Genomic DNA, 26,312 nt, shown 5'->3' on the forward strand with positions numbered 1-26,312 from the left:
CGGGGCGTTCATCGCGGCCGGAGGCTCAGGAACCAGCCACGTTTGTGGGCGCGGTCCAGCCGGTGACTCGGATCCACTCGGCCAGGTCCAGGGTGGCCGGCTCGATCGAACGCACCGCCGCGCGGTCCGCAGGATGTTCCGCCGGCTTCGCGAACTCGCGGAACATCTCCTTGTCGAGGTCGTTGGGAAGCACGCTCAACGGGAGGGCCTCGTACCGTGCCGGGAGCCCGGCGCGCGCGCCGAACGCCGCGGCGATCTGGGGGCCCGTCAGCTCGTCGCCGACGAGCTCGACGGCTCCGCCGGGCGCTTCCGCGATGTCGAGCAGGAGCGCGGCGGCGACCCGGCCGATGTCCCTGACCGAGATCATCTTCAGGGCGACGTCCTCCGGCAGCGGCAGCCTCAGCACGATTTCCCCGTACTCCAGGCTCGGTGCCATCACGCTCGCGAAGTTCTCCATGAAGGCGGTCGCGCGAACCATCGTCGCCCTGAGGCCGGACTTCCTCAGGTGCTCCTCGATCGAGTGCTTCGAGTCGTGGTGCGGCACACCCGACTCCCGGTCCGCCCCGAAGACCGAGTTGAAGACGACGTGCGGGACACCGGCCTCGACCGCCGCGTCGACGAGCGCGGTACCGATGCGGATCTCCGCCTCGACCTCTTCGAGGCTGTTCGCCTCCGGGGTCATGAAGTAGAACCCCTCGACCGTCGCCAGCGCGGCGGCCAGTGACGCCGGGTCGTCGGCCCGGACAGCCGCCAGCTCGACGCCGCGGGCGGCCAGTGCCTGAGCCCGGTCGGACTGCGGGTTGCGGACCAGAGCCCGCACCCGCGCCTTGTGGTCCAGCAGCGCGTCGACCACCGCCCCGCCCTGCTGCCCCGTCGCGCCGAAGACTGCGATCGTGCCGGTCATCTGTGTACGCATCGCTGCCACCCTTCATTGGTTCATGGCGTGAACGAAATTAGTTCACGCCATGAACTTCGTCAAGGTCGGGGGGAGCGGGAGCTTACGGTGTGACGGGTGGGTTCGAGGTGGACGAAGAGAGGTCCGAGGTGTCCACGATGGCGGTGGCCACGCGCTCGAAGTCACGCTGGTCGTCGGCGTCGAGGTTTTTCGCGATCTCGGGCAGGCGCTTGGCGACCTCGGCGTAAAGGGCCTCGGCGAGCACCTTCCCCGTGGGCGTCGCGCTGAGCATGACGACCCGTCGGTCCTGCGCCGAACTTGCCCGGCCGACCAACTCGCGCCGCGCGGTGCGATCGACCAGCTGGCTCAATGCGTTCTTGTTCATACCCAACGACGCGGCGAGGTCAGCCATCCGCCGCGGCTCGTTCCTGACTGCGCAGAGCAGCGTGGCCTGCGAGGGGGTCAGGTCGAAATCGGCGGCAATCTGCGCGTACTTGCGTTGAATCACAACCGAGAGCCAGAAGAGCTTGTCGCCATAGTCCACGCCGACCTCCCCGGTTCGATGACGAACGATCAGCCTACTCGTCGCGGCCGGCAGACCACGCCACTCACCAGGAGATGCACACCTCAGCGCTTGCTTGCCGCGCTGTGGCTGACGTGGTTGTCCCAATCGATGAGCACTGCGGCTGCCCGGTTCATCGTCGCCCGGCTGACGCCCGACTCCCGCCAGCCCCCCTCCCCCGGCGGAACCGTCGTCGCCACGGTTCTGTCTGCTGGTGGTGTGCCTCGGCTGACCCGGGCGTCCCTGCCGTGGGCGGGTGGCGACACCGGCCCCGCCCAGCTATGTGGCATCCGTTTCACGAGCAGCGGTCGCGGCGTAGTCGGTCGGGGTCAGGCCGTAGTACTTGCGGAAGGCGCGGGCGAAGTGGCCGCTGTCGGCGAACTGCCAGCGGGCGGCTATCTCCGTGACGGTCATGCGCCGGTGCGATGCGACGAGCGCGCGGCATGCCTCCTCGAGGCGACGGCGCCGGATGTAGCTGCTCAGCGGTCGGCCTTCCCTGGCGAAGGCCCGTTGGAGGGTACGCGGGGAGACATTCAACTCCCGGGCGAGAGCCGAGGGGGACAGAGCGGGGTCGGTGAGCCGGCGGTCGGCCAGGTCCCGCGCGGCTTGGGCCAGGGCCGGCGACAACAGGGGCTCCACGTCGTCCAGGCCGCCCCCGGCGGCGGCCCGGGCCAACTCGGCCAGGGTGCTGCGGGCGGCATCGACCCCGGCCGGCCCGAGACGGTCCAGCATCCGGCCCACCATGGCGGCGTGCGCCGTAAGCAACCGCACCTCGGCGGTGTCGGCCGGACCGGAGGCCGGACCGGAGGCCTGCCCGCCCCGTCCGGTCCGCACCTCTGCGGCGGGCAGGACGAGTACCTGCACTGCGGTGTGTGGCGCCGCGGAGAAGTGGGACAGCCTTCCCGTCTGTACCAGCAGGCGGCCGGCCGGTGCCGTGTGCTCGGCTCCTCCCGGTTCCTCGAACCTCCAGGTCCCCCGGTGGACGATCCACAGGCGTACGTGATCGTCGGCCCCGACCCGTCGGCCCGCCGTCCGCAGGGCGGCCGCGGTCTCGAAGCGGTTGAACATCATGTCCCGCACCCTGAACCCGCAAGACCGCGCCGAGAAGCCGGAGACGGTCGTCCGGCGGAAGGGCGCCAGCGCGAAGGGCTGGCCCATCCGGCTCCGCCACTCGTGTGCGAAGTCGCTGAAGGCGTTCGCGCCGCTCACGTCTGCCGAGAAAGTGCCGCTCATCGTTGTCGCGAATCTCCTGTTCGGACTGACGCGCCGGTCCAAGGCGCCGAGACCACACGCTTCCTACCGTTGTTCCGGCATGCATCGAAGAGCCGACATCCGCAGCCCGGAATGTCGAACAAGGTTAACGAGGTGGCGAATTGAGCACGCTCGCGATCGTGGGCGCAGGCCCTCAACTGGGGCACGCGATCGGCCGGCGGTTCGCCGCCGAGGGGGTCGACGTAGCGCTGATCGCCCGCAGCCGTACGACGCTGCAGGCGGTGGCCGACGACCTGTCCGACACGGGCGTACGGGCCGAGGTGTTCCCCGCCGACGTGACAGACCGTCCCGCTCTGCACGCGGCGCTCACCGCCGCCGAGGAGCGGCTGGGACCGATCGACATACTCGAGTACTCGCCCGCGCCGTCCCTGGCCGACCTGCGCCGGGCGCCGCTGGTCGAGGCCACGAAGGTCACCGTCGACTCGGTTCTGGCCCAGCTGGACCTCTATCTGCTCGGGGGCGTGGCGGCGGTGCAACACGTCCTGCCCGGCATGTTGGAGCGCGGCACGGGGACGATCCTGGTCAGCAGCGGGGCGGGGTCGGGGCCGGTGATCGCCCCGCATGTGGCGAACGTCCAGATCGCCACCGGCGGGATGCGCAACTGGATCCTCAACCTGCACGCGGCGCTCTCCGGCACCGGCGTCTACGCCGCGCACGTGGCGATCGCCGCCTTCATCGGCCAAGGGGGCCACGACTCCCAGCCGCAGACGATCGCCGACGCCTACTGGCGGCTGCACACCGGGCGCACCGAAGCCGAGTTGGTCATCCAGGATCTGCCGGATGACTACCTGGAACAGGGTTTGGCGGACAAGTTCGTCGAGCCCTGAGCCGTCGGCAGCTGCACGGCCGAGCGAGGCGGAGGGCGGTGTGTCGTCCCGGCCGTCCACGACGCCGGCGCCGTGGTCTGCCTGCCTGATGACGGGCGCCGGGCCGCGGGAAGCGCCGTCCGCCCGTAACGACGGGCAGTACAGACCGAGGAGAGCACGATGGTGACCAACCCCGCGCTGCGCGACGTCCACGTCCCGCACCTCTATCCCGAACGGCAGATCGATCTCGGCGAGATCACCATGAACTATGCCGAGGCCGGTGCCCCGGACAGGCCCGCCGTGCTGCTGATCCCCGAGCAGACGGGATCCTGGTGGTCGTACGAGGAGGCGATGGGCCTCCTCGCGGAGCACTTCCACGTCTACGCCGTCGACCTGCGGGGCCAGGGGCGCACCAGTTGGACCCCGAAGCGCTACAGCCTCGACAACTTCGGCAACGACCTGGTCCGGTTCATCGCTCTGGTGGTGAAGCGGCCCGTCGTCGTCGCGGGCAATTCCTCCGGCGGCGTCCTCGCGGCGTGGCTGTCGGCGTACTCCATGCCCGGTCAGCTCCGGGGCGTCCTGTGCGAGGACCCGCCGCTCTTCGCGTCCGAACTCGTCCCGGCGCACGGTCACTCGATCCGGCAGGCGGTGGGGCCGGTGTTCGAGCTCTTCCGCACGTATCTCGGCGACCAGTGGAGCGTGGGCGACTGGGAGGGGTTCTGCCGCGCGGCCGGCGTCTCGTCGTCGCCGATGGCGCGGTCCTTCGTGGCGGACGTGATCCCGCAGCACCTCAAGGAGTACGACCCGGAATGGGCCCGGGCCTTCTACGAGGGGACCGTCGGGCTGAACTGCCCGCACGAGCGCATGCTGCGCCAGGTCAAAACGCCGGTGCTCCTCACGCACCACGTGCACGGCACCGAGCCGGACACTGGGAACCTGCTCGGGGCGCTCTCCGACGAGCAGGCCGCGCAGGCGATGCGTTTGATGAAGTCGGCGGGGGTGAAGGTCGACTACGAGTCGGTGCCGGACACGTCGCACACGATGCACCAGTCCGACCCGGCGCGGTACTCCGAGATCTTCACCCGGTGGGCGGCCACGCTGGCCCGGTGACCGGGTGTCGCGCGGGCAGGCGCGGTCGGACCTCAGGCCCGCATCCAAGAGGAGGCGGGTTTCGTCATCAGCGCGCAAGTGAACTCCGCCGTTTCCAGGAGCCGTCATGTCAGCCGGACTGCGGTGACGTGGTGCGCCAGGGCGACCTTCGCCGGTGCTGAGTCTGTGCTTCGGCCTGCCGGACAAGCGCACATTGCCGGAGGGCGCGTCGCCTCGTACGCCGCCGAACTCTCCCGCGTTCCCGGCGTGTTCCAGGTCGACGCCCCCCCACCGGCAGCTACCGCGGCGGCGCTCAAAGGCTCTTCAGTGCAGCGGCGCTGGGACTGCCGGCTTCTGCCGTGTACATCACCGAACCAACGAGGCTCCTGCGCCGACGGGTTGGGACTTCGCACACCCCTCCAACGGCACAGGAGCTTCGTGGGCTGCGGGTCCCGCCGCGGTGAGGCGAACGGCTTGTCACACACCCTGACGCGGCGGCGCTTCTGCCACCGGCGGCGGAGGTGTCTGACAGGCCCGGTAGCTCATTGGATCAGGTCGGTGTGCGGATGCTCGGGGGAAGTCGGGCAAACGTAGATCTGCATGTTGTCGGTGCTGCCGACTTCGACCTTCGTCGGCTGCGAGGGGCTCTGGCCACAGCAACGCCCGACGGTGTTGGCGGCGTAGGCCGCGGCCTGTTCTTCGCAAGGCGCCCAGCTGTGTCCCTCACCGCCGTCCCACTCGAATGAGGCGATCGTCAGCAGCGGGACCATCCGCACATCACAGACAGTGCAGTACCGGGGGTTGGGATCGGTGCGGCCCCACGGAGGCCAACCTCCGACCTTCCATCCAGGTGCGTCTGCCAGATGGAGGTCATAGAAGTCCCGCGGGCAGTCCGCGTAGGAGCTGTCCACGTCGGTGCCAGCTGCCTGCCATCTGTTCCAGTCCTCCACCATCCGCAGCATCTGCGGGCTCAGATCGAGGCTGTTGGGGTACTCGGTGATCGCTTCAGGTGCGAGCACGCACGGCTCCGGCAGATAGCCGTCCGCGTTCACCTCGTACGGTTCGGGCGGTGTGGCGAGGACGTCGACGACCGCGGCGGCGGACCGCCAGAACAGTGCGGTTGACGGCTTGTGATGCGGATCGTGGTCGTAGGGGCACCACAGAACCTGGAGCAGATCGGCCTGTCCGGGCGGCCGCAACAGCGGTATGTCGCGCAGATACAGCTGGGTCACGGGCAGCATGGGGACCGGGCAGTCTGCGGGCGGAGGGCCGACAGCGAACCGCTCCGCGAGCATCGCGGCGTTCTGCTCCTTGGCCGCCGCCTCCTCGGGCGTTGTTCCACGGCCACTGTGATCACGGTGCCACCGGGCCTGCATGCGTCTCTTGAGCCGCACGTCGGCCGGCGACTGGCGGAACCCACTGTCCACGTGCAGGTGCGAGGCTTCACAGTGCGGCCACGGCTCCTCAGCCGGCCACAGCAACGGCCCCCCGACCGAGCTCTCCCCGACCGAAGGCGACCCGGGAAGAGGGTGCAGCCGAATCGCAGGCCGCGCCAACGGCGCCAACTCGGGAAAGACCGCGGTCACGTCCACCGGCCGCGGCGGAGTAGTACGTACGAAAACCATGCCGGCGATCCTGTCACCAGCCACTGACAACTCCTGGCCACAGCAACAGCAAGCCCGCCTGCATGACAACCAGCGTGCTTCGGCCCAGCCATCACTCGATAAGTGGCCACTCTGAAAGGGCTCACTGCATGTTTCGGAGTTCGGGCAGGGCGAGGGCGGAATGGGCCGGTCGTGCCTCCGCGGCCGGCATCGCGGCGAGCGTGCACAGCCTGGCGTTGCGCTGTTCCAGAGCTCGCGCCGTGGTCGGGAAGAGCGTGGCACCACCCTTGCGGACCAGTGCCTGGTTCAAGGTCACGAACTCGCGGGTGTCACGTTCGTATGCGGCGAAGGCCTCGGCATGGTCTCCGAAGCGGGCGGTCAGGGAGTGGGCGAGCATATAGGCGCCGACGAGCGCGAGGCTGGTGCCCTGGCCGGTGAGGAACGAGGGCGCGTACGCGGCGTCGCCGACCAGGGCGACCCTGCCGCGGTACCAGTGCGGCATGCGGATCTGGCTGACCGCGTCGAAGAACAGGTCGTCGGCGTCCCGCAGGGCGGCGAGCAGCCCCGGGACCTCCCATCCGGCGTCGGCGAACACCTCGGCGAGCAGCTCCCGTTGGGCCTCTGGTTCCGCGAACGTGTCGAACGACGGTTGCGGATGGGCGAAGTTCAAGAACGCGTGCACTTCTTCGGTCGCGCCTACCGCGTAGAGGGCAGCGGCCCTGCCCGGGGTGTTCCACATGACGGTTTCGTGCGAGAGCCCGAAGGTGTTGGGCAGGGTGAAGATGCCGAAGCAGTAACCGAGGTAGTGGTGGAACGGCGCTTCTGCACCGAACACCAGTCGGCGGGTGTGGGAGTGCGCTCCGTCCGCACCGATCACCATGTCAAACGTGCGGCTGTCGCCGCTGCGGAAGGTGACGTCGACCCCGTGGCCGGTCTCGTCAAGGGTGTTGATGGAGTCGTTGAACAAGAACACCACATCGTCGCGCACGGCTGTGTACAAGGCGTCGGTGAGGTCTCCGCGCCGCACTTCGAGGTCATGTCCCGCGGCGCCGCCGGAGACGGTGTGCGGGTGGAGCGAGGCCACCTCACCACCCTCCGCGTCGAGGAACGTCATCCGGTGCAGGTCGATGTGCGCCTCCCGCAGCCGCGGCAGGATACCCATCCTCTCGACGACGTCGAGTGCGGTGCCGCGTACATCGATGGGGTAGCCGCCGCGCCGCGGCGCGGCCGCCTTCTCGACGACGGTGACCGCGAATCCGGCACGGTTGAGCCAGAACGCGAGGGCGGGCCCCGCGATACTGGCACCAGAGATCAGGACCGAGTGCCTTGACGCGGCGCGGGTATTCATGGGCTCTGTACGTGTCATGTCGTGACTCCCTTTCGCATCGTGCGGGTGACGAACAGGGCCGACGCGGTGACGACGCCGGCAATCACGAAGCCGGTGACGAAGGCCGATTCGGCCGGGACATCCGATCCGGCAGGCGTGGCGGCGGTCAGGAGCGCACCTCCGAGTTGCGCTCCTACGGCGTAGCCGACAACGCGCGTCACCAGGACCAGGCTGCTGGCGATGCCGGTGTCGGCCGGGTCGACGGAGGTGGCGGTGCTGGTCATCATCGCCGTCACGCACAAGCCGTTGGCCAGCGCGATCAGTGCCTTGGCGACGACGAGGTGCCAGGGCTCGGTGTGCATGGCCGCCACGGCGGTCAGGGAAGCGGCCATCATCACGACTCCTGCGGCGACCACGCGGCGCGAGCCGAGCCGGCGCGTTGCGAGCCCGCCGAGCGGCCCTGCCAGTGACGCGGCCACGGCGCCGGGAAGCAGGAAGAAGCCAATCTCGGTGGCACTGGCCCCGAAGCCGTACGCGTCGGTGGACACCGCGAACAGCTGCGGGACGAGATAGACCGCCATCGACGTCCCGACGCAGATCACGAACGTCAGCACGCAGGCCTTCCATATCGCAGGCCGTGCCAGCATGCGCAGATCGATCATGGGGGAGGCCGCGCGTCGTTCCACCGCTGTCCATCCGGTCACGAACGCGGCCAGCACCACGACGAGGGCGCCGAGCACCAGCGGCTGCGAAACCATGTCCGGTGCCAGCGCGAGCACGAGCATGAGCGTGGTCAGCGCGCCGCACAGGAGGCCCAGGCCGGCCCAGTCCATGCGGACATGCTCGGACCGGGCCGGCGGATCGTGCGGCAGCAGCCTGCGCACCAGGAGGGTGGCCCCGATGACGGCGCAGGTCGGCAGCGCGAACATCCAGTGCCGGGACAGCGTCTCCGCCACGGGCCCTGCCGCCAGCGTCCCCGCCATGCCGCCCCCGACGAACAAGCCGCTGACCACCCCGATGGCCACCTTTGCGTCCCCTTCGGGCAGATGCTTGCGCACCACGATGAAGGACAGCGGCAGGGCGCCCACCATCGCCCCCTGCAGCACCTGTCCGAGTAGCAGCACCGGCAGGTTCGGCGCCAGCGCGGACACCAGGCCACCAGTCGACACCACCGCCATCAACCGCGTCAGCACGCGCTTGCCACCAAGACGGTCGCCGAACTTCCCGGCCACCGGCGTGACGAGCGCGCCGGTGATGAGGAGCACGATGCTCAGCAGCGCGCCCTGGGCCGCAGTCATGTCGAGTTCGCGTTGCAGCAGTGGGAGCGTCGGGGTCACCACCGACTCCAGCGCGCCGGTGGCCAGTGCCAGCAGGCCCACCGCGCCGACAGCGGCCTTCCCGATCCGGACCGGCGGGTCGAGGGTTGTGGTCATGGGGCGTCCTCTCCATACATGACGGGGCGTCGCAGGCGGCTTCGTCGTGTGGCGCTGCCGCCCAGGGCAGGTGTGCTCGCCGGGGGCCGGCGCGGGACGGGCAAGGGTGGCGGTGGCGGCCCCTCCCCGGGGAGGCCGTACGGCCAGTGCCGCCGCCATCGCTGTAGGGCGCTACGGCCAGCGGCGCAGTGCTCTCAGCGCCGGCAGTGTGATCGCGAGGTGTGTCAGCCCGCCCGCGGCCGCGGCGATCGCGCTGCCGAGGAGCACGCCGGGGGCCAAGACCAGCAGGCCCTCCCAGCGGAGCATCCGCATGACCTGGCGGCGGGTGGAATCGACCAGGCGCAGGGTGCCCAGTTCGCGGCGGCGGTCGAGGACGGTCATCACGAGGGTGTTGGCGGCGGCTATGGCGGCGAAGCCGCCGAGGACCGCGGCCATGATGTTGTTCGTCCAGGCGCTCGTCTTGGCGTCGAGGCTCTGCTCGGCGGCGTAGCCGGAGGCGTCGGTCACCTCGCCCAGGGCGCCGAGCGACGACGGCGAGCCGCCGTGTACGAGGAGGATGCTGTCGAAGCCGGAGGTGGTGCCTGCGGCACCAGGCCCACCGCTGGCCCGCTGCCGGTTATCCGCCGTCTGGTTCTTGTCCCTGCGCAACCTCATGGTGCGACCTCTCGCGATCTTCTCGTGCCGACGGATGAAGAGTGCGGGGACGACTGCAGGCCACGCGTCATACCGGGGAGCCAATGTGGAGGTGATACCGCAGTAGGGGGTGTACGGGCGGGCGGGGCGGGCGGATCTACTCGCCCGGGGTGACCAGCCCGGATTCGTAGGAGAAGACGACCGCTTGTGCGCGGTCGCGCAGGTCCAGCTTGGTCAGGAGGCGACTCACATGTGTCTTCACCGTCTGCTCGGTGGCCAGGGCTATACGGGACATGTGGGACTGCTCCTGGAGAGTGCGTATTTGAGGGACGAGGGCATCCGCCGCCATGTGCGGCGACAGGCCGGGCATGGTGGGCGTCATACGGTGAGGTCTTCTGCGCGGTCTCCTGCAACGACGTCACGGCGCGCCGCTGTCGAGTCCGTTCCCGCGTCGCCTGTGCTGCCGGCGGCGGTGCTGACGGCGCGGAAGCCGATGGCGGCGGCAGCCAGGACAGCGGGTACCAACAGGAACGGTCCGCAGAAGACGAGCACCGTACCGACTACGCCGCAGCTCGCCGCGGCGCTGATCCGCAGCAGGGTGCGGCCTCGCAACAGGACGGTCGCCGAGGCAAGTCCGGCGAGGGTGACCGCCGCCAGACAGGCAGAGGTGGCGCGCAGCAGGCCGTCCAGGCCGATGAGTCCGAGAGCCGCCGCCATCGTGATCGACACGGAGGCGAGCGTGACGACCGTGAGGCTGCGCCGAGGGACGCCGTCTCCAGGGGATTGCGTGGTGATGCCGCGCGGCATGGCGCCTTGCCGCCCCAGGGCCTCACCGAGCCGGGAGGCTCCCGCGAGGTAGGCGTTAACCGCGCCGAAGGTGAGCAAGAGAGCCGCGGTCGCCGCCACGGCGCGGGCGGGTGCGCCGAAGTCTTGTTCCAGCAGGAGCGTGAGCGGTGTGGTGGTGGTTGCGGCCCGCGGCCCGAGCACGCCGATGGTGACGTACGCGAGACCCAGGTAGAGGACGCTGACGATCCCCCAGGCCAGCAGGGTCGCCCGGGGAAGGTCACGGCGCGGGGTGGAGAACTCCGCCGCGAGATGGCTGACAGCCTCCCAGCCCGCGAAGGCGAAGAACAGGATGCCGGCCGCGATCCCGACGGAGTTCCAGCCGTGGGGCAGGAAGGGGGCGAAGTGGGTCGGCTGGACATGAGTGCCGGAGACAGTGATCGTGACTGCCAGCAGGGCGGCCAGAAGTCCGACCATGAGCAGTTGCATCCGGCCCGACAGGCGCAGCCCGACAAGGTTGCTGCCATACGCCGCGGCCAGCACGAGCAGAGCGACCACCGAGGCCGCTGTCTGCCCCCACCCCGCGGCGGCGGCCGCGTACTGCCCGCCGATGAGCGCCGCGGCCGGGACTCCCAGAGGGACAGCCCAGTAGAACCACCAGCCCACCGGCGCGGCCAGGAACGGCCCGAAGGCCCGGCCGGTGAAGGCCGCCACCCCGCCCCCGTCGGGATGCCGGGCGCTCAACGCCGCGAACACCCAGGCGATCGGCAGGCTCACTACGACAAGGCCGAGCCACGCCACGATCGACCCCGGCCCGGCGGCCGCCGCGGCCGCCGATGTCAACGTCAGGGCCCCGGGCCCCAACACCGCACCGATACACAGGGCCGTACCCGTACCGACCCCCAGGCCGGACTGCCTCTCCATCACACGTCTCCACTCGCTGGTTCGGCTGACGACGGCGAATGTAGAGCGATTGACAAGAGCTCAGAGGCTGAGCCGAAGGCAATTCGGCACAGGGGCGACAATGGCAGTCATGGACGAACTTGATTCGCAGATCCTGGAACATCTGCAACGCGATGCACGGATCACCAACAGGGAACTGGCCCGCACATTGGGGATCGCCGCATCGACATGCCTGGAACGCACGCGCGCACTGCGCCGGCGCGGAGTGATCACAGGCTTCCACGCGGCAGTTGACCTGCGCGCACTCAACCGGCCCGTCCAGGCACTGGTGTCGATCCAAGTGCGCCCGCTCAGCAGAGACGTCATCGAGGGCTTCAAGGCGTACGTCAGCGACCTCTCAGAGGTTCTGTCCGTGTTCGTCGTCGCGGGCAGCGACGACTTCCTCGTCCACGTGGCCGTACCGGACGTCGACCATCTGCACGCCTTCCTGATGGACCGCTTCAGCCCGCGCCGAGAGGTCGTCAACTTCCGCAGCAACGTGATCTACCAGCACGTCAGCAGCACTCAGGTCGTCAGTCCTCTGCATGACCCCACGAAGTAGCCGGCCCGCACGTGGACCGTGTCTCATGAGACATGGCAAAGTCTGATGAAGGACGGCGACCGTGGGGCAGCCCCACACCGCGTACGAGGCGGGGCACTTCGACGCCGGCGCACCGTCTCCGCCGAGCGGGGCCAGACCGTCTGACGCGGCCGATCGGTCCTGAATCAGCGGAGGGGAACGCATGACGGACAGTGCACTTGAGCGGCTTTTGGGACGCGCCCGCGGGCCGATGGGGCCGGCGGTCGAGCTGGACTTCGGTGTCGATCACGGTCCGCTCGTGGAGCTTGGCGGGATCATCACCAGGATGAACGGGTTCTTCCTGTTCAACGGTGGTGTCCAGGTTTTCCGCGTAGGCGAGGAAGGGCTCGGACCGGACATGCTCTCGTGGAACACCGGCGAGGTCTGGAAGGATGCTTACGGCGGCCTGGCCGATGACCTGTTCTGCTTCGGCCAGGACCTTTTCGGAGCACAGTTCGCCATTGTCGGTGACGAGCAGGTTGTTCGGTTCGATCCGGAAACTGCCGATGTGGAGCCCATCGGCACCAGCCTTGAGGACTGGGCGACGTGGCTGCAGTCGGACCCCGACGTCAATGGGGTCAACTCGTTCTCGTACGCCTTCCAGAAGGAGAACGGCGCCCTGAAGCCCGAGGAACGTTTGATCCCGCTTCAATTCTTTGTCGGGGGCGGCTCCTACGACTTCGACAATTTGTCCGTCAAGGACGGGGCTGTCGCCATGCGGATTCGTGGCCCCATCGCGCAGAAGATTCATGACGCACCGGATGGCGCCACGATCCACCTCAGTACAGCCGTACCGCCCACCCCGAACCCTCTCGGCTAACTCGGGGTTGCATTACGGCGATCGCGGGGCGCGAGGAAGGTACTGTCTCTCACTCCTCTATGCCGGGCATTACCCAGGGGTTGCCACGGTCAAGGCTTTCCGCCGGCCGCGTCACGCAGACCCGTTGCCACGGCCACGGCTGTTGGCCCAACTGCGCTGCGCGGCCACGAGGAGTACACCGAGCCCCAGGAAGCAAGCCGCGGCGACGGCGAGCGCGCCGAGTGGCCGGTCGTTGCCGGTGTCCGGGAGGGAGGGGTGCGGGCCGGGGGCGGACGGCGGTGTGGATGTGGGCGTCGGCGTTGTCGGGGTAGCCGTTGGTGACGGGCTCGGGCTGGGGGCCGCGGTCACGAGGACGGTTTCCGCCCGTACGCCGAGGCCGTGGCCCACCGGTACTTCGCCGCCGGTCAGGGCGTCATGGGTGACTTCGGCGTCGAAGCTGTAGCAGCCCGGCTCTTGGAGGGTCACGGGGTCGGTGGCGTAGGTGGCGTTCGCGCGGACGACGAGCGGCGGGAGGCGGTCGGCGACAGGCAGACCGGGGGCCGACCAGTCGACGCCTTCGCACGTGCCGTCGGCGGCGGGGGCGAGCGGTCCGTAGAGGGTGACGGCGGCGGTGAGGCTGCGGCCCTCGGGCAGCCCGGTCACGGTGACCCGATCGCGCACGCTGTCGCCCGCCTCGGCGGTATTGGCCGAGGCCCGCGTCGTCACGGAAAGCACCGGCGGTACGGGGCGCCGCTCGGCCAGGAACGTCTCCAGGGGATCCCCGGGAGCGTGTGACACATCGTCGCCGACGGCCGGGTCCAGGGTGGCGCCGAACGAGTAGCAGCCGGGCTCGTCGATCTGCCGTTCCGGTGTCGTGGTGCGGCCCGAACCGGTCAACGCGACGGAGTCATAGCGGTGTTCGACGGGTGGGGTGCCGGTCCAGTCGACGGCTTTGCAGGAGTCGTCGACCGGGGGCAGCGGCCCGTACAGGGTGATGTCGAGGGTGGCGTCGCCGGTGAGTCCGGAGACGGCGAAGGTGTCGGTGACGGACTGTCCGGTGGTGAGGGTGGTGGCGGAGACCTCGCTGGCCAGGCGGGGTGGGTCGCCGGCCGCGATGTCGACGGTGCGGGCCGATTTGCCTTGGAGGGGCAGTGCGCCGGCGAGTGCCATCGACTGCACCTTGTAGGTGGGATCGCCTTCCATGAGGGTGCCGATGCCGGCGGTGACGGGGCCGGTCGCGGCGATCCGTGCGGCGCCCGGTGTGGTGGAGCGCAGCCAGAGCTGGCCGCCGGGGGCGAGGGTGTCGCCGGAGGTGAAGGGCTGGGTGCCGGCGGCATCGGTGAAGGCGTCGGCGTTCTCGACGGTGACCGTGACCGGACCGGTGGCATTGGCTCCGATGGTGTACGGGCCGATGAGGGTGTTGGTGTCACCGCCGTCGGGGCCTTCGATGGTGGGAGTGGGGTCGGCCGGAGCGTCCGCGGGCCCGGCGGCAAGCACATCGGTGACGATCTTCTGCACCACCGCGTACATCTCGGGCGCCTGATAGTCCGGTGGCATCACGATGCCGTCGGTGAAGTAGTGGATGGCCATGGCGACCGCCCCGGAACGCTGCCGGTTGGCGACGGTGGCGTTGGTGGACGGAACGGCGGGCTCGTTCGTCGCGGGCCAGTAGTTCTCCAGGATCCGCTGCACATAGCCCGCATTGCGGATGCCCCCGGCGGGTTCGGGGTCGTAACCGGTGCCGGAGCGCTGCCCCTTGGCCCACTGCACGCAGTACCCGGATCCGATCACGGTGCCGTTCGCGTCGCGGAAGTTGTAGCGGCAGGCGTTCGTGCCGCTGGTGCGGGTGAAGCCGAGGCTCTCGGGGTCGTAGCCGAAGTCCGGGTAGGCGTGGTCGGCCGGGTCGTAGTCGTCGGGAGCGGCGTACGGCTTGGGCTGGGTGTCACGTGCACCGACTTTTCGAGGCAGCCGTTCGTGCCGTACTGCACGGCCGCGAACGGCTCCGACGACGGCACCTCGTCGGCCGCGGCGCGCGGCAGTGCCACCACCGCCCAGGCGAGCAGGATCGCCAGGACGAGCCCTGCGGACAAGACAGTGGTGCCAGTGGCTCGGGAAAGGCGTCGCGGCATCCGCGCCATGGAGCAGCCCCCAGGAGACAGCCAGAAGGAAAGAAATATGACTATCTGCTATTTATCGGACAGGCGGGACATGGTCCGGTCGACACGCTCCATCCGTCCCCTGTCCGCACCCGTACAGCCGCGACGGGGCCACCAACCGCACCATAGAAGAGCCGCGTGGGTGGCGGGCTGACCGCCCCCACGACCACGGAGTCGCTGTCACATCCGGGTCGGTGTGTGGTCCGGAGCAGTGCCTCGATCAGCGTCAGCCCTTCGAGGGGCAGGGGGAGGTCGGGGGCCGGTGCCGGGGCGGCGCCTGCGGTTGAGGACGCCTCGGGTGGCCTTGAGGGAGTAAGGGCGGTCGACGGACAACGCGGTGAGCGTTTCCTTGCCGCCGGAGCTGAAGGTCCGGCGCCGGGCGGGCCTTCGCGGCCCCCTTCCTACTGCTGGGCTGTGACTACAGCAGACTCCGACACCGCACCGGTGACACACGGCTACCGCAGTCGTCGTCCGGTCTGCTTGTACGCCGTCATAGCAGTTCACCCCTCCCCGTGCTTCCTCCTCCACCCCATCGGTCCGCCCGACATCAGCAGATGCGCGGCAGCTGCTCCCCCAGCGGCATCTCGACCGTTCGACGGGAACCGACCATGGTGCGTACGGCCACTCTGCCCGGCGCTTCCGTCCCCACCTCCCCGATCCGGGCGGCCTGCGCTCCCTCCGGCAGCCCCCGCAGCGCACGTAGGGCCGCGCCGACCGAGCCAGATGCTACGAACGCCACGAAGCAGCCTTCGTTGGCGACGACGAGAGGGTCGAGACCCAGGAGGTCGCAGGCGGCCCCGACTTCAGTGGGGATCGGAAGAAGGCTCTCTTCGATCTCCACGCCTACGTGCGCGTCGCGGGCGATCTCGTTCAAGGCCGCGGCGACGCCGCCGCGTGTCGGATCACGCAGGGTATGGATGTCCGGTCCGTAGGGAGCGAGCGCCGTGACCAGTCGGTGCAGCGGACGCGAGTCGGAGGTGATGGCGGTTTCGAAGCCGAAGCCCTCCCGTGTGGAGAGCACCGCGGTGCCGTGCAGCCCCATCGGACCGGAGATCAGGATCTGGTCGCCGGGCCGTGCCGCGGCTGCGGACGGGGTCAGGCCGGGAACGCGACGGCCGATGCCCGTGGTGGTGAGGAAGAGACGGTCCGCCGCGCCCCTCCCCACGACCTTCGTGTCGCCGGTGACCACCGGAACGCCGACGTCGTGCGCCGCCTTTCCCGCCGACTGCAGCACGGCCCGCAGCTCGGCCAACGGGAGGCCTTCCTCGGCGATCACCGTGAGGGCGAGGGCGATCGGCAGGGCTCCGCGCATGCCCAGGTCGTTGACGGTGCCGTGGACGGCGAGCGAGCCGATGTCGCCCCCGGGGAACACCAACGGCTGCACGACGAACGAGTCGGTGCTCATGACCAGGTCGCTCTCACCGGGCAGCAGCGCCGCGTCCTCCAACACGGCGCCGGATGGACCCCCGAGCGCGGGGATCACCAGTTCGTCGAGGAGTTCGGCGGTCAAGCGCCCTCCGGCGCCGTGCCCGAGGAGCAGGGCGTCGTGGTCGGTGTGCGGGTTCGGACAGCCAAAGGTCATTCCGCACTCCTTGCGCGCACCGAATCGAGTAGGGCCCGGTGTCCCGAAGACGCACGCGGGGGCCGCCCGGCCGAGTGGTACGCGGCGCACGTGCCCTCCGTCGACACCATGGGCGCGCCGAGCGGGGTGCGTGGTGTGCAGCGCGTGCCGTAGGCGGCGCAGTCCGGTGGCTCGGCAGCACCGGTGAGGATCGCCCCGGCGATGCAGTCCGGGTCCTCGGATGCCTGCAGACCGGTGACATCGAAGCGGTGGACGGCATCGAACTCGGCGTAGGCGTCGGCCAGTTCGAGCCCGCTGGCCGGGAGCGTCCCGATGCCTCGCCAGGCCCTGTCGGTGACCCGGAAGACCCGTTTCATCGCGTCCTGCGCCTCGGTGTTGCCGTCGCGGCGGACGGCGCGGGCGTACTGGTTCTCGACGACGTGCCGCCCGTCCTCCAGCTGCCGCACGGCCATGAGGACGCCCTCCAGGAGGTCGAGCGGCTCGAATCCGGTGACCACGATGGGGACGCGATAGCGGTCGGCGATCGGCTCGTACGCGCGCCAGCCCATGACCGCGCAGACGTGTCCGGCCGCGAGGAAGGCCTGTACCTCACAGTCGGGATCGTCGAGCAGCGCGGTCATGGCGGGCGGCACCAGAACGTGGCTGACGATCACCGAGAAGTTGGTCAGGCCCAGGCGGGCCGCCTGGAGGACCGCCATGGCATTGGCGGGCGCCGTGGTCTCGAAGCCGACGGCGAGGAACACCACTTCCCTGTCCGGGAGTTGGGCAGCGAGGCGCACCGCGTCCATCGGGGTGTAGACGACGCGGACGTCGGCGCCGCGGGCCCGCAGGGACAGCAGGTCGGTGGTGGAACCCGGTACGCGGAGCATGTCGCCGAAGCTGGTGAGAACGGTGCCGGGGCGCGCGGCGATCGCCATGGCCCGGTCGAGGGTTTCGAGCGGGGTGACGCAGACCGGGCAGCCGGGGCCGTGGATCATTCGGATGCCCGCGGGCAGGAGCTCGTCGATGCCCTGGCGGACCAGGGTGTGGGTCTGGCCCCCGCACACTTCCATGATGCGCCAGGGGTGAGTGGCCGTGGCCGTCAGCTCGACGAGGAGCCGCCGGGCGAGGACGGGGTCGCGGTACTCGTCGAGGTACTTCATCGCGGCTTCGGGGCCGGGGCGGTGAAGTCCATCCGGATGTCCACCACGCCCTCGACGGCCCGGGCGAGCCGGGCGGCGACAGGCACCAGGTTGTGGTTGCCGAGCGTGCCACCGAAGGTGACCACGCCGTCGGTCACGGCGACCGTGACGGGCTGGTCGGGGAAGAGGCCGGCGGCCACCGTGCGGCGCACTTCGTCGGCGATGTCCTCGTCGGAGCGGAGGAAGACCTTGAGCAGGTCGGAGCGGCTGACGACGCCTTCCAGCATGTCCTGGGCGTTGACCACCGGGAGCCGCTTGACCTTGCGGTGGGCCATGATGCGGGCGGCCTCGGCGAGGGTGGCATTCGCGTGGACGCAGACGGCGGGGCTGGTCATCAACTCGCCCGCGCAGACCGCGCCGGCCTTGGCCAGGTCGGTCAGGCGCCGCAGTTGGTCGTACCGGTCCGGGTCGCTGTCGCGGAACTCCTCCTTGGGCAGCAGGTCGGCCTCCGAGACGATGCCGACGACGCGGCCCTCGCCCTCCAGGACGGGCACTGCGCTGACGTGCCACTGCTTCATCAGGCCGACCACTTCCTTGAAGGGGGCGTCGCGGCCGACGGCGATCACGGTGTGTGTCATGACGTCGCTGACGATGTGCGGGCTGGTGCTCACGACGGCCTCCTACGGTGTCGGGAGACGCTCGACGGTGAGGTCGAGGAAGTGGGTGGAGCAGGAGATGCACGGGTCGTGATTGCGGATGGCGCGTTCGCACAGGTGCGTCAAGTCCGCGTTCTGCACGTCTGGTTGAGTGAGTGCCGCTTCGGTGAAGCGCCGCAGGTCCTCCTCGATGGCGCCCTGGTTCTGCGCGGTGGGCGGGACGAGGCGGGCGTCCGTGACGGTGCCGTCGGTGTCGAGTACGTACCGGTGGTAGAGCAGGCCGCGCGGCGCCTCGGTCGCGCCGTGCCCTGTGCCCGCGCGCGGCGGCACGTCGACGTACGGCCGGGCGGGCGGTTCGTAGGCGTCGATGATCCGCAGCGCCTCGTCGACGGCGTAGAGGGTCTCGACGGCACGGACGAGGATGCTGCGGAACGGGTTGCGGCACACCGCGCCAAGGCCGGCCTCGCGTGCGGCTTCCTGGGCGAGCGGGGAGAGCAGCCGGCCGCTGATGGCGTAGCGGGCGAGGGAGCCGGTGAGGTGGCGGCGCCCGCGCAGGGTGGCGTGCAGGGCGGTGGAGTGCGGTACCTGCGTCTCGACGACCTCGCGGGTGAAGTCGGCGAGGGGGAACTGCCGCGGCGCGTCGTCGCCGCGGCGCAGGACGGTGGGTGTCCCGCCGGCGATGGCGTAGCGGGCCGGCTCGGCGAGGGCCAGGAAGTCGTGGGCGCAGTCGGCGTCGGGGAAGTCGAAACCCGACGCCCAGCGCACCGTCGCCCAGGCGTCGTCGAGCGCCCGGCGCAACTGCCCGGCGAGCGGTGTGAGTTCGGCCTTCGTCGGGGCGCGGTGGAAGCCGCCGACGCGGATGTTGACGGGGTGGATGGCGCGCCCGCCGAGCAGTTCCATGAGGGCGTTGCCCGCCTGCTTCAGGCGCAGACCGCGCTCGACGTCGGCGCGGTGGGTGCGGGCGAGGTCGATGGCGCCGTCGCGGCCGAGAAAGTCGGGCGCGTGCAGCAGGTAGATGTGCAGGGTCTGGCTCTCGATCCATTCACCGCAGTACAGGAGCCGTCGCAACTCGCTTATTTCGTGAGGGACTTCGACTCCGCAGGCGTCCTCGATCGCCGCGCACGCGCTCAGCTGGTAGGCGACGGGGCAGATTCCGCACACCCGTGCCGTGATGTCGGGTGGCTCGGTGTGGGCACGGCCGCGCAGGAACGCCTCGAAGAACCGAGGGGGTTCGTAGATCTGAAGGCGGGCCGCGGTCACGGCGTCGCCCTCGACGGTCAGGTGGAGGGCGCCCTCGCCCTCCACGCGCGACAAGGAGCCGACGTGCAGGACCCGCGTTCCACGGTGCGTCACGGCCTGGGCTCCTTGTCGTACGTGTCGAAGGCGGCGACGTTGAAGGTGCTCAGCAGACGCTCAGTGTCGCGTTCGTCGAGGCCGTCGCGGCGCAGCAGCGGGATCAGGGCGGGCAGGTTCACGGACCCGGACGGGCCGAAACAGCCGTAGCAGCCGCGCCCGTACGCGGGGCAGATCGCGCCGCATCCGGCGTGGGTGACCGGGCCGAGGCACGGCGTTCCGTGGGCGACGGTGACGCAGACGGTGCCGCGCCGCTTGCATTCGAAGCAGACACTGTGGTTCGGGATGTCCGGCTTGCGTCCTGCGAGGAACGCCGTGATGACCTCGACGAGTTGGCGTCGGTCGATGGGGCAGCCGCGCAGTTCGAAGTCGACGTCGACATGGGCCGAGACCGGCGTGGAGGTGGCGAGGGTCTCGATGTAGTCGGGACGGGCGTAGACGGTGCGGCGGAACTCCTCCACGTCGGCGAAGTTCCGCAGCGCCTGGATCCCACCGGCCGTCGCGCACGCCCCGATGGTGACCAGGTGGCGTGAGGCGGAGCGGATGGCCCGGATGCGCTCGGCGTCGGCGGCCGTGGTGATCGAGCCCTCGACGAGTGTGAGGTCGTACGGGCCGGGCAGTACGGCGCTCGACGCCTCCAGGAAGTGGGCGATCCGCACCTTCCCCGCCAGGGTGAGGAGTTCGTCCTCGCAGTCGAGCAGGGTGAGCTGGCAGCCGTCACAGGAGGCGAGCTTGAACACGGCGAGCGTCGGGGCCTCATTCATCGTCGTCACAACTCCCTTACCGACATGAGGTGTTCGGCCCGGTCGTAGCCGATGACGGGGCCGTCGCGGCACAGCAGTACCGGACCGAGCTGGCAGTGGCCGCAGTGCCCGGTGGCGCACCGCATGTTCCGCTCCAGGGAGACCCGAACGCGGCCGGGTGGTACGCCGCGGTGGGCCAGGTCGCGGGCGGTGGCACGGATCATCGGCTCGGGACCGCACACGAAGGCCGTCGCGCGGTCGGGGTCGAAGTACGCGCCGTCGAGCAGTCGCGTGACCAGACCCACGTCGCCGCGCCAGTCCGGCCCCGGGTGGTCGACTGTCACGCCCGTGTACGCCGTGCCCCACTGGTGCACCTCGGACGGATACAACAGGTCGGCGGGCGTGCGGGCGCCGACGAGGACATTGATCCTGCCGTACGCCTTCGGGTCGGCGACGGCCTGCCGGATCAGCGGCCGCAGCGGCGCGAGCCCGATGCCGCCGGCGACCACGACGAGATCCCGGCCACTCGCCTCGTCGAGTTCCCAGCCGGTGCCGAACGGGCCACGCACTCCGAGGTTCGCACCGGTCGTCGCCGTACGCAGCGCTTCGGAGACGGCGCCCACCGAGCGGATGGTGTGGGCGAGGATTCCGTCCGGCCCGAGCGCACTCACCGACAGCGGGATCTCTCCGACGCCGAAGGCGTACACCATGGCGAACTGACCGGCGGAGAAGGGCTGGAGCGGCGCCTCCACCGGCGCGAGGCGCAGCGTGACCGTGTCACTCGCCTCGTCGCGGCGGTCGACCACGCGATACGGCACCGGAAGCATGGTCATCGCTACAGTCCGCTGCCGTGCGGGGCGTAGAGGTCGAGCAGCCGGGTCCGGGCCGCGTGGAGCCGGTGAGCGAGCACTTCACCGACCCAATGGTCCACATCTCGGCCGAAGTCCGCGTCGCCCTCGCAGAGAGCCCGCACCTGTGCCGCGTCGAACTCGTACGCACGCACCAAAGTCATCGCTTGGGCCCCGAGTTGCCACACGTAGGGCTTGAACAACCAGGACCAGCCCACCAGTTCACCGAAGCCGAGCGTCTCGATGACGGCAGGGCGACGGCCCGGAATGTGCATGTCGAGGGCGACGGTGCCGGTTCGGACGATCCAGAAGCGGTCGGCATGGCCGCCCTCTTCGAAGATGCGGGATGCAGCGGGGAAGTTGACCTGCCGAGCCAGGCCCATCAGGCGCTCCCCATGGGCTCGGTCAAGTGACCTGACCATACGGGGACTTGTCGTTGCGATCACGGCTTGGCCTCCTCTGCCAGAGCTGTCACTTCCTCCGTGATGTCGATGCCGACGGGGCACCAGGTGATGCACCGTCCGCAGCCGACACAGCCGGTGGAGTCGAACTGGTCGTGCCAGGTCGAGAGCTTGTGGGTGAGCCACTGCCGGTAACGGCTTCGCGGTGTCGCTCGGACCGGACCGCCGTGGAGGTGGGAGAAGTCGAGGTCGAAGCAGGAATCCCAGCGCTGCCACCGCTCGGCGTGGTCACCGGTCAGGTCGGTGACGTCCTCGGTGGTGGTACAGAAGCAGGTGGGGCAGACCATGGTGCAGTTGCCGCAGGTCAGGCAGCGGTCGGCCACATCGTCCCAGCGCTCGGCCTCAAGACTCCCGCCCATCAGGGTGCGCAGGTCGATCGGGGGCATCGTGCGCCCCATGTGGTCGCGGGCCGCGTCGACTGCCGTACGGGCGGTCTCGACCGTCGTCGGGTCCCCTTCCTCGTGCGGGACCCGGGCCAGGATCCTCGCGCCCTCGGGGCTGCCGGACCGGACGAGGAAGCGGTGGCGGTCGGCGTCCACGAGTTCGGTGAAGGCGAGGTCGTAGCCGGCATCCGCCGCCGGCCCGCTCCCCATCGACAAGCAGAAGCAGGTCGCTCCGGGCTCGGTGCACTCGACGGCTATGAGGAACGCCCCCCTCCGGCGCTCCGCATAGCCGTCGTCCTTGAAGTGCCCACCGGCCAGGACCCGGTCCTGGATCGCGATGGCCCGCAGGTCGCAGGGCCGCACACCGAGGAAGGCGTACGACGGCTGCTCCCGCTGGGCACTTCGCATGCTCAACCGGCCCTCGGCGTCACGTTCCGCCTCCCACAGCTTCTCGCGCTGCGGATGCAGGAACGTCTTCCAGGACTGGGGACCCGAGGTGTGGGAGAAGGCGGCCTCGTCGGTGCGGCGGACCAGCCGGTAGCGTCCCGCCTCGAGTTCGGTGCCCCAGCCCCAGGGCAGGTCGTCGGCGCTGTCCAGGGGCGCGAGGACGACGGCGCCGTCCCGGACGGTGGGGCCGACGACCGTGCGGCCGTCGTCCTCCAGGACCGCCACGAGGGCATCGAGGCCGTCCCGGTCGAGAACTGCTGTGCCGTCGGTGGCCTGCATCGTGTACTCCTTCGTCAGGGGCCGCTGCCGCCTCCACCCTCCGCCCCAGCCACCGCCGAAGGTATGGGCCGAGCGGCCCTCGTCCTCTTACGGTCAGCCTCCTGCGGGCGCACCCCCGTGTCCTGGGCCGAACGTCCCCTCCAAGGGCCGAACCGGCCCTCTTGCCCGGGCCCTTCCCCGTGCCACGGTGAAGGGGAGAGCCGCTCCGGCTCACCCGCGTACGGCTGTGAGAGGCGGTGGGCACCATGGCGCTCCCCTTGGTCGTGGGGGTCGATGGATCCGATGCAAGCCTCCGCGCCGTGGAATGGGCTGCCCATGAAGCCGCGCTGCGCGGCTACGAATTGCGATTGGTGCACGCGTCACTCTGGGAGAAGTACGAGGGCGATGAACTTGCGGAGGCTCCGAACAGCCGCCCTGGCCGGGGCGACCTGAGCGAACGGATTCTGCGGACTGCCGTCGCACGGGCCGCCGGCCGCCACCCCGAGGTGAAGGTCTCCGTCGACGCACTGGCCGAGGATCCCGAGACGGCGCTGCTTCGCGCGGCTCGCAACGCCGTCGCCGTCGTCACCGGGCGGCGCGGTCGCGGCCCCGTGCAGGAGCTGCTGCTCGGCTCGGTCAGTCTGGCCCTGGCCGCACACGCGCAGTGCCCGGTGATCGTCGTACGCGGCGACGAGGCCGGTCTCTCGGGCAGGCACGAGCGGCTGCTTCTAGGGGTGGGCGATGCGGATTCCGCGGGCTCGGCCGTCCGTTTCGCGTTCGCGGAGGCCGAGGCCCGGCACTGCGTGCTGGACGCGGTCCGCGCCTGGCGCACGCCGACGCTGGAGACGCCCGCGTACCCGCTGGGAACCGGGGAGGGAATTCCTCAAGTCCGGCGGAGCGCCCAGGACTTGCTGGACAGCACGCTGCGCGGGCCGACCGCCACGCATCCCCACGTCCAGGTGCGCGCGGTCACGGTGGAGGGCCCGGCCCGCAGGATCCTGATCGACCGGTCGGCCGCCGCCGACCTGCTGGTCGTCGGCGCTCGACGGCGCCATGGTCACTTCGGCCTGCAACTCGGCCGGGTCGGCCACGCCGTTCTGCACCATGCCGACTGTCCGGTCGCCGTGGTACCGCAGCACGGATCCTGAAGGAAGGAAACCCGTCTCATGACGGCGTGGACGTGGCAGTACGAGGGGTACGCCCCCGGCGACGAACGCCTCCGGGAATCGCTGTGCACCCTGGGCAACGGCTACTTCGCCACCAGAGGAGCGCTCCCCGAGTGCGCGGCCGACGAGATCCACTACCCGGGCACCTACGCCGCGGGGTGCTACGACCGTCTGACATCTCGGATCGCGGGCCGCCACATCGGCAACGAGGACATGGTCAACCTCCCCAACTGGCTGCCGCTGCGCTTTCGTTGCCGGGACGGGGGCGGCGCCGGCGCATGGCTGCATCCCGACACCGCCCGGGTCGTGGAGCACCGAATCACCCTCATCATCGGCAGCGGCCTGCTGGAGCGTCGAACGACGTACGAGGACGCAGCCGGACGCCGCATCCGGCTGCGGCAACTGCGCCTCGTGCACATGGCGGACCCTCATCTCGCCGCCCTGCGAACCGAGTTCACCGCGGAGAACTGGACCGGTGAGCTGGAGGTGGAGGCCGCACTGGACGGCGCCGTGCGGAATGCGGGCGTGCCGCGCTACCGGGACCTGGCCGGCCGGCATCTCGTCCATGGCCACACGGGCACCGCCGCGGCGGACCTCGTCTGGCTGCGGTGCCGCACCCGCGCCTCCGACGTTCGCATCGCCCTCGCGGCCCGTACCGTCTGCGCCGACGCCACTCGGAGGCATGGAAACAACACCGCCGTACGCGCCGCACAGGTGCTGTTCATTCCGATGCGCCCGGGCGCCACCACGACCGTGGACAAGATCGTGGCGCTGCACACCTCCCACGACCCCGCCATCAGCGACCCGCTGCAGGCCGCGATCGACCGCGCGCGACAGGCCCCCACCTTCGACGAGCTGCTGGACACCCACCTCACCGCGTGGGACCAGCTGTGGCGCCGGGCCGAACTGGACGTCCCGGGCGAGGCGGGACGCATCCTGCGGCTGCACCTCTTCCATCTGCTGGGGACCCTCTCCCCGCACACGGCCGAGCTCGACGTCGGGGTACCGGCCCGAGGACTGCACGGGGAGGCCTACCGTGGGCACGTCTTCTGGGACGAGCTGTTCGTGCTGCCCTATCTGAACCTGCACTTCCCCGAGGTCTCCCGCGCCCTGCTCACCTACCGGCACCGGCGTCTTGAGCAGGCCTGCCGGGCCGCCCGGAACGCCGGGCACCAGGGCGCCATGTATCCGTGGCAGAGCGGCAGCGACGGCCGCGAGGAGACGCAACGCCTGCACCTCAACCCGAACTCCGGGCGTTGGCTGCCCGACCACACCCACCTCCAGCACCACGTCGACTCGGCCATCGCGTACAACGTCTGGCGCTACTGGGAGGCCACCGGCGACGCCGAGTTCCTGCACACCAAGGGCGCCGAGATGCTGCTGCAGATCGCCCGGTTCTGGGCGGACGCGGCCACGTACGACGAGGAACTCGGCCGCTACCGGATCCGCGGCGTCGTCGGTCCTGACGAGTACCACGACGCCTATCCCGGTGCCGATGGTCCGGGCATCGACGACAACGCGTACACCAATGTCACGGCCGCCTGGGTGCTGGCTCGTGCCCTGGAACTGCTCACCCTGCTCCCTGAGCCGCGCCGTCGGGAGCTGACGGAGCGGATCGGCTTCGACGGTGGCGAGGCGGAGCTGTGGCGGGATGTGTCGCGGTCGCTGTACGTCCCGTTCCACGACGGGGTCATCAGCCAGTTCGCCGGGTACGAGCGACTCGCCGAACTGGACTGGGACGCGTACACGAAGAAGTACGACGACATCCGCCGCCTGGACCGGATCCTGGAGGCCGAGGGCGACAGCGTCAACCGCTACCGGGCCTCCAAACAGGCAGACGTCCTGATGCTCGGATACCTCTTCACCCCTTCCGAACTCACCGCCGTGTTCGACCAGTTGGGCTACTCCGTCGACGACACGACGTGGCGGCGCACCGTCGACCACTATCTCCGTCGTACGAGTCACGGTTCCACGCTGAGCGGGCTCGTGCACGGCTGGGTGCTCGCGCGGGCGCGCCGCACCGATGCCTGGAAGTTCGTCCACGAGGCCCTGGTCGGCGACATCGCGGATGTCCAGGGTGGCACCACCGGTGAAGGCATCCACCTCGGCGCCATGGCCGGCACCGTGGACCTGGTACAGCGCGGCCTGACCGGTCTGGAGACACGTGGTGAGGCGCTGTGGCTCGACCCGGCACCGCTCCCCGAACTGACCGGCACCTCCTACGGGTTCACGCTCCGTTACCGGGGGCACTGGGGTGTGCTGTTCCGGCTGCATGCCGACCGTCTGCACATCACCGTGCCGGCATCGGACCGTTCCGCCATCACGGTCGAGCTGCCGGACCGTGCGGTGACGGTCCGGCCGGGCGAGACATGTGAACTGGTGCTGCCGAGGTGAAGGTCGCTGCCCTTCGTCG

The 26,312-nt window shown here is 70.1% G+C and carries 22 protein-coding genes and 2 pseudogenes; 6 read left to right on the top strand and 18 right to left on the bottom strand.

The annotated features are described in order from the left end of the window. Positions 1-25: 25 nt before the first annotated feature. The 3 genes from ACYSUO_RS32765 to ACYSUO_RS32775 form a co-directional block, all read right to left on the bottom strand. Complete coding sequence (locus ACYSUO_RS32765) at positions 26-916, bottom strand: NmrA family NAD(P)-binding protein (protein WP_461779845.1); 891 nt, start codon at positions 914-916, stop codon at positions 26-28. 82 nt (positions 917-998) lie between these two features. Continuing rightward, the gene (locus ACYSUO_RS32770; RefSeq protein WP_461779846.1) at positions 999-1,439 is read right to left on the bottom strand and encodes a MarR family winged helix-turn-helix transcriptional regulator; all 441 of its coding nucleotides are present in this window, start codon (positions 1,437-1,439) and stop codon (positions 999-1,001) included. 297 nt (positions 1,440-1,736) lie between these two features. Next, the gene (locus ACYSUO_RS32775) at positions 1,737-2,690 is read right to left on the bottom strand and encodes a helix-turn-helix domain-containing protein (RefSeq protein ID WP_461779847.1); all 954 of its coding nucleotides are present in this window, start codon (positions 2,688-2,690) and stop codon (positions 1,737-1,739) included. Positions 2,691-2,830: 140 nt separating this feature from the next. Here ACYSUO_RS32775 and ACYSUO_RS32780 point away from each other — a divergent pair, with 140 nt between their 5' ends. Together ACYSUO_RS32780 and ACYSUO_RS32785 are read left to right on the top strand one after the other, a co-directional pair. Beyond that, on the top strand, positions 2,831-3,556 hold the full coding sequence (locus ACYSUO_RS32780) for an SDR family NAD(P)-dependent oxidoreductase (RefSeq protein ID WP_461779848.1): 726 nt from the start codon (positions 2,831-2,833) through the stop codon (positions 3,554-3,556). A gap of 159 nt (positions 3,557-3,715) precedes the next feature. Then, positions 3,716-4,645: an alpha/beta fold hydrolase gene (locus ACYSUO_RS32785; RefSeq protein ID WP_461779849.1), complete on the top strand. Its 930-nt coding sequence runs from the start codon at positions 3,716-3,718 to the stop codon at positions 4,643-4,645. 521 nt (positions 4,646-5,166) lie between these two features. Here ACYSUO_RS32785 and ACYSUO_RS32790 read toward each other — a convergent pair. The 6 genes and pseudogenes from ACYSUO_RS32790 to ACYSUO_RS32815 form a co-directional block, all read right to left on the bottom strand. Beyond that, positions 5,167-6,249 carry a hypothetical protein gene (locus ACYSUO_RS32790; protein ID WP_461779850.1) on the bottom strand — a complete coding sequence of 361 codons (1,083 nt, stop codon included), beginning with the start codon at positions 6,247-6,249 and terminating at the stop codon, positions 5,167-5,169. A gap of 121 nt (positions 6,250-6,370) precedes the next feature. Beyond that, a complete protein-coding gene (locus ACYSUO_RS32795; protein ID WP_461779851.1) occupies positions 6,371-7,594 on the bottom strand; it encodes an FAD-dependent monooxygenase in 1,224 nt (407 codons plus the stop codon). Continuing rightward, positions 7,591-8,988, bottom strand: coding sequence for an MFS transporter (locus tag ACYSUO_RS32800; protein ID WP_461779852.1), 1,398 nt, complete (start codon positions 8,986-8,988; stop codon positions 7,591-7,593). Before ACYSUO_RS32800 ends, ACYSUO_RS32795 begins: the two co-directional genes overlap by 4 nt. 171 nt (positions 8,989-9,159) lie before the next feature. Then, positions 9,160-9,564: pseudogene (locus tag ACYSUO_RS32805) on the bottom strand (FtsX-like permease family protein); the annotation flags it as partial. A 214-nt stretch (positions 9,565-9,778) separates the two neighbouring features. Continuing rightward, positions 9,779-9,895, bottom strand: a pseudogene (locus ACYSUO_RS32810) (LuxR C-terminal-related transcriptional regulator); the annotation flags it as partial. 104 nt (positions 9,896-9,999) lie between these two features. Further along, a complete protein-coding gene (locus ACYSUO_RS32815; protein WP_461779853.1) occupies positions 10,000-11,328 on the bottom strand; it encodes an APC family permease in 1,329 nt (442 codons plus the stop codon). Between the two features lie 109 nt (positions 11,329-11,437). Here ACYSUO_RS32815 and ACYSUO_RS32820 point away from each other — a divergent pair, with 109 nt between their 5' ends. Further along, the gene (locus ACYSUO_RS32820; protein ID WP_461779854.1) at positions 11,438-11,908 is read left to right on the top strand and encodes an Lrp/AsnC family transcriptional regulator; all 471 of its coding nucleotides are present in this window, start codon (positions 11,438-11,440) and stop codon (positions 11,906-11,908) included. Positions 11,909-12,089: 181 nt separating this feature from the next. Next, positions 12,090-12,746 (top strand): SMI1/KNR4 family protein, encoded by a 657-nt coding sequence (locus ACYSUO_RS32825; protein WP_461779855.1) that lies wholly within the window; start codon positions 12,090-12,092, stop codon positions 12,744-12,746. Between the two features lie 111 nt (positions 12,747-12,857). On the opposite strand, the gene ACYSUO_RS32830 is transcribed toward ACYSUO_RS32825, so the two are convergent. The 9 genes from ACYSUO_RS32830 to ACYSUO_RS32870 form a co-directional block, all read right to left on the bottom strand. Further along, complete coding sequence (locus ACYSUO_RS32830; protein ID WP_461779856.1) at positions 12,858-14,516, bottom strand: hypothetical protein; 1,659 nt, start codon at positions 14,514-14,516, stop codon at positions 12,858-12,860. Positions 14,517-15,428: 912 nt separating this feature from the next. After that, complete coding sequence (gene hypE, locus ACYSUO_RS32835) at positions 15,429-16,463, bottom strand: hydrogenase expression/formation protein HypE (protein ID WP_461779857.1); 1,035 nt, start codon at positions 16,461-16,463, stop codon at positions 15,429-15,431. Continuing rightward, complete coding sequence (gene hypD / locus ACYSUO_RS32840) at positions 16,460-17,605, bottom strand: hydrogenase formation protein HypD (protein WP_461779858.1); 1,146 nt, start codon at positions 17,603-17,605, stop codon at positions 16,460-16,462. The genes hypE and hypD overlap by 4 nt, the downstream gene beginning before the upstream one ends. Then, the gene (locus ACYSUO_RS32845) at positions 17,602-18,255 is read right to left on the bottom strand and encodes a CBS domain-containing protein (protein ID WP_461779859.1); all 654 of its coding nucleotides are present in this window, start codon (positions 18,253-18,255) and stop codon (positions 17,602-17,604) included. The genes hypD and ACYSUO_RS32845 overlap by 4 nt, the downstream gene beginning before the upstream one ends. A gap of 9 nt (positions 18,256-18,264) precedes the next feature. Then, on the bottom strand, positions 18,265-19,593 hold the full coding sequence (locus ACYSUO_RS32850; protein WP_461779860.1) for a Ni/Fe hydrogenase subunit alpha: 1,329 nt from the start codon (positions 19,591-19,593) through the stop codon (positions 18,265-18,267). Further along, complete coding sequence (locus ACYSUO_RS32855; protein ID WP_461779861.1) at positions 19,590-20,357, bottom strand: NADH-quinone oxidoreductase subunit B family protein; 768 nt, start codon at positions 20,355-20,357, stop codon at positions 19,590-19,592. The genes ACYSUO_RS32850 and ACYSUO_RS32855 overlap by 4 nt, the downstream gene beginning before the upstream one ends. A gap of 5 nt (positions 20,358-20,362) precedes the next feature. Beyond that, the gene (locus ACYSUO_RS32860; RefSeq protein WP_461779862.1) at positions 20,363-21,169 is read right to left on the bottom strand and encodes an FAD/NAD(P)-binding protein; all 807 of its coding nucleotides are present in this window, start codon (positions 21,167-21,169) and stop codon (positions 20,363-20,365) included. 2 nt (positions 21,170-21,171) lie between these two features. Beyond that, positions 21,172-21,606, bottom strand: coding sequence for a cyclic nucleotide-binding domain-containing protein (locus ACYSUO_RS32865; RefSeq protein ID WP_461779863.1), 435 nt, complete (start codon positions 21,604-21,606; stop codon positions 21,172-21,174). 20 nt (positions 21,607-21,626) lie between these two features. Next, positions 21,627-22,754: a 4Fe-4S dicluster domain-containing protein gene (locus ACYSUO_RS32870; RefSeq protein ID WP_461779864.1), complete on the bottom strand. Its 1,128-nt coding sequence runs from the start codon at positions 22,752-22,754 to the stop codon at positions 21,627-21,629. A 245-nt stretch (positions 22,755-22,999) separates the two neighbouring features. On the opposite strand from ACYSUO_RS32870, the gene ACYSUO_RS32875 reads away from it, so the two are divergent. Together ACYSUO_RS32875 and ACYSUO_RS32880 are read left to right on the top strand one after the other, a co-directional pair. After that, complete coding sequence (locus tag ACYSUO_RS32875; protein ID WP_461779865.1) at positions 23,000-23,881, top strand: universal stress protein; 882 nt, start codon at positions 23,000-23,002, stop codon at positions 23,879-23,881. An 18-nt stretch (positions 23,882-23,899) separates the two neighbouring features. Further along, positions 23,900-26,293, top strand: coding sequence for a glycoside hydrolase family 65 protein (locus ACYSUO_RS32880; RefSeq protein WP_461779866.1), 2,394 nt, complete (start codon positions 23,900-23,902; stop codon positions 26,291-26,293). Positions 26,294-26,312: the final 19 nt, after the last annotated feature.

It is taken from the genome of Streptomyces sp. UC4497 (genome assembly GCF_054871485.1).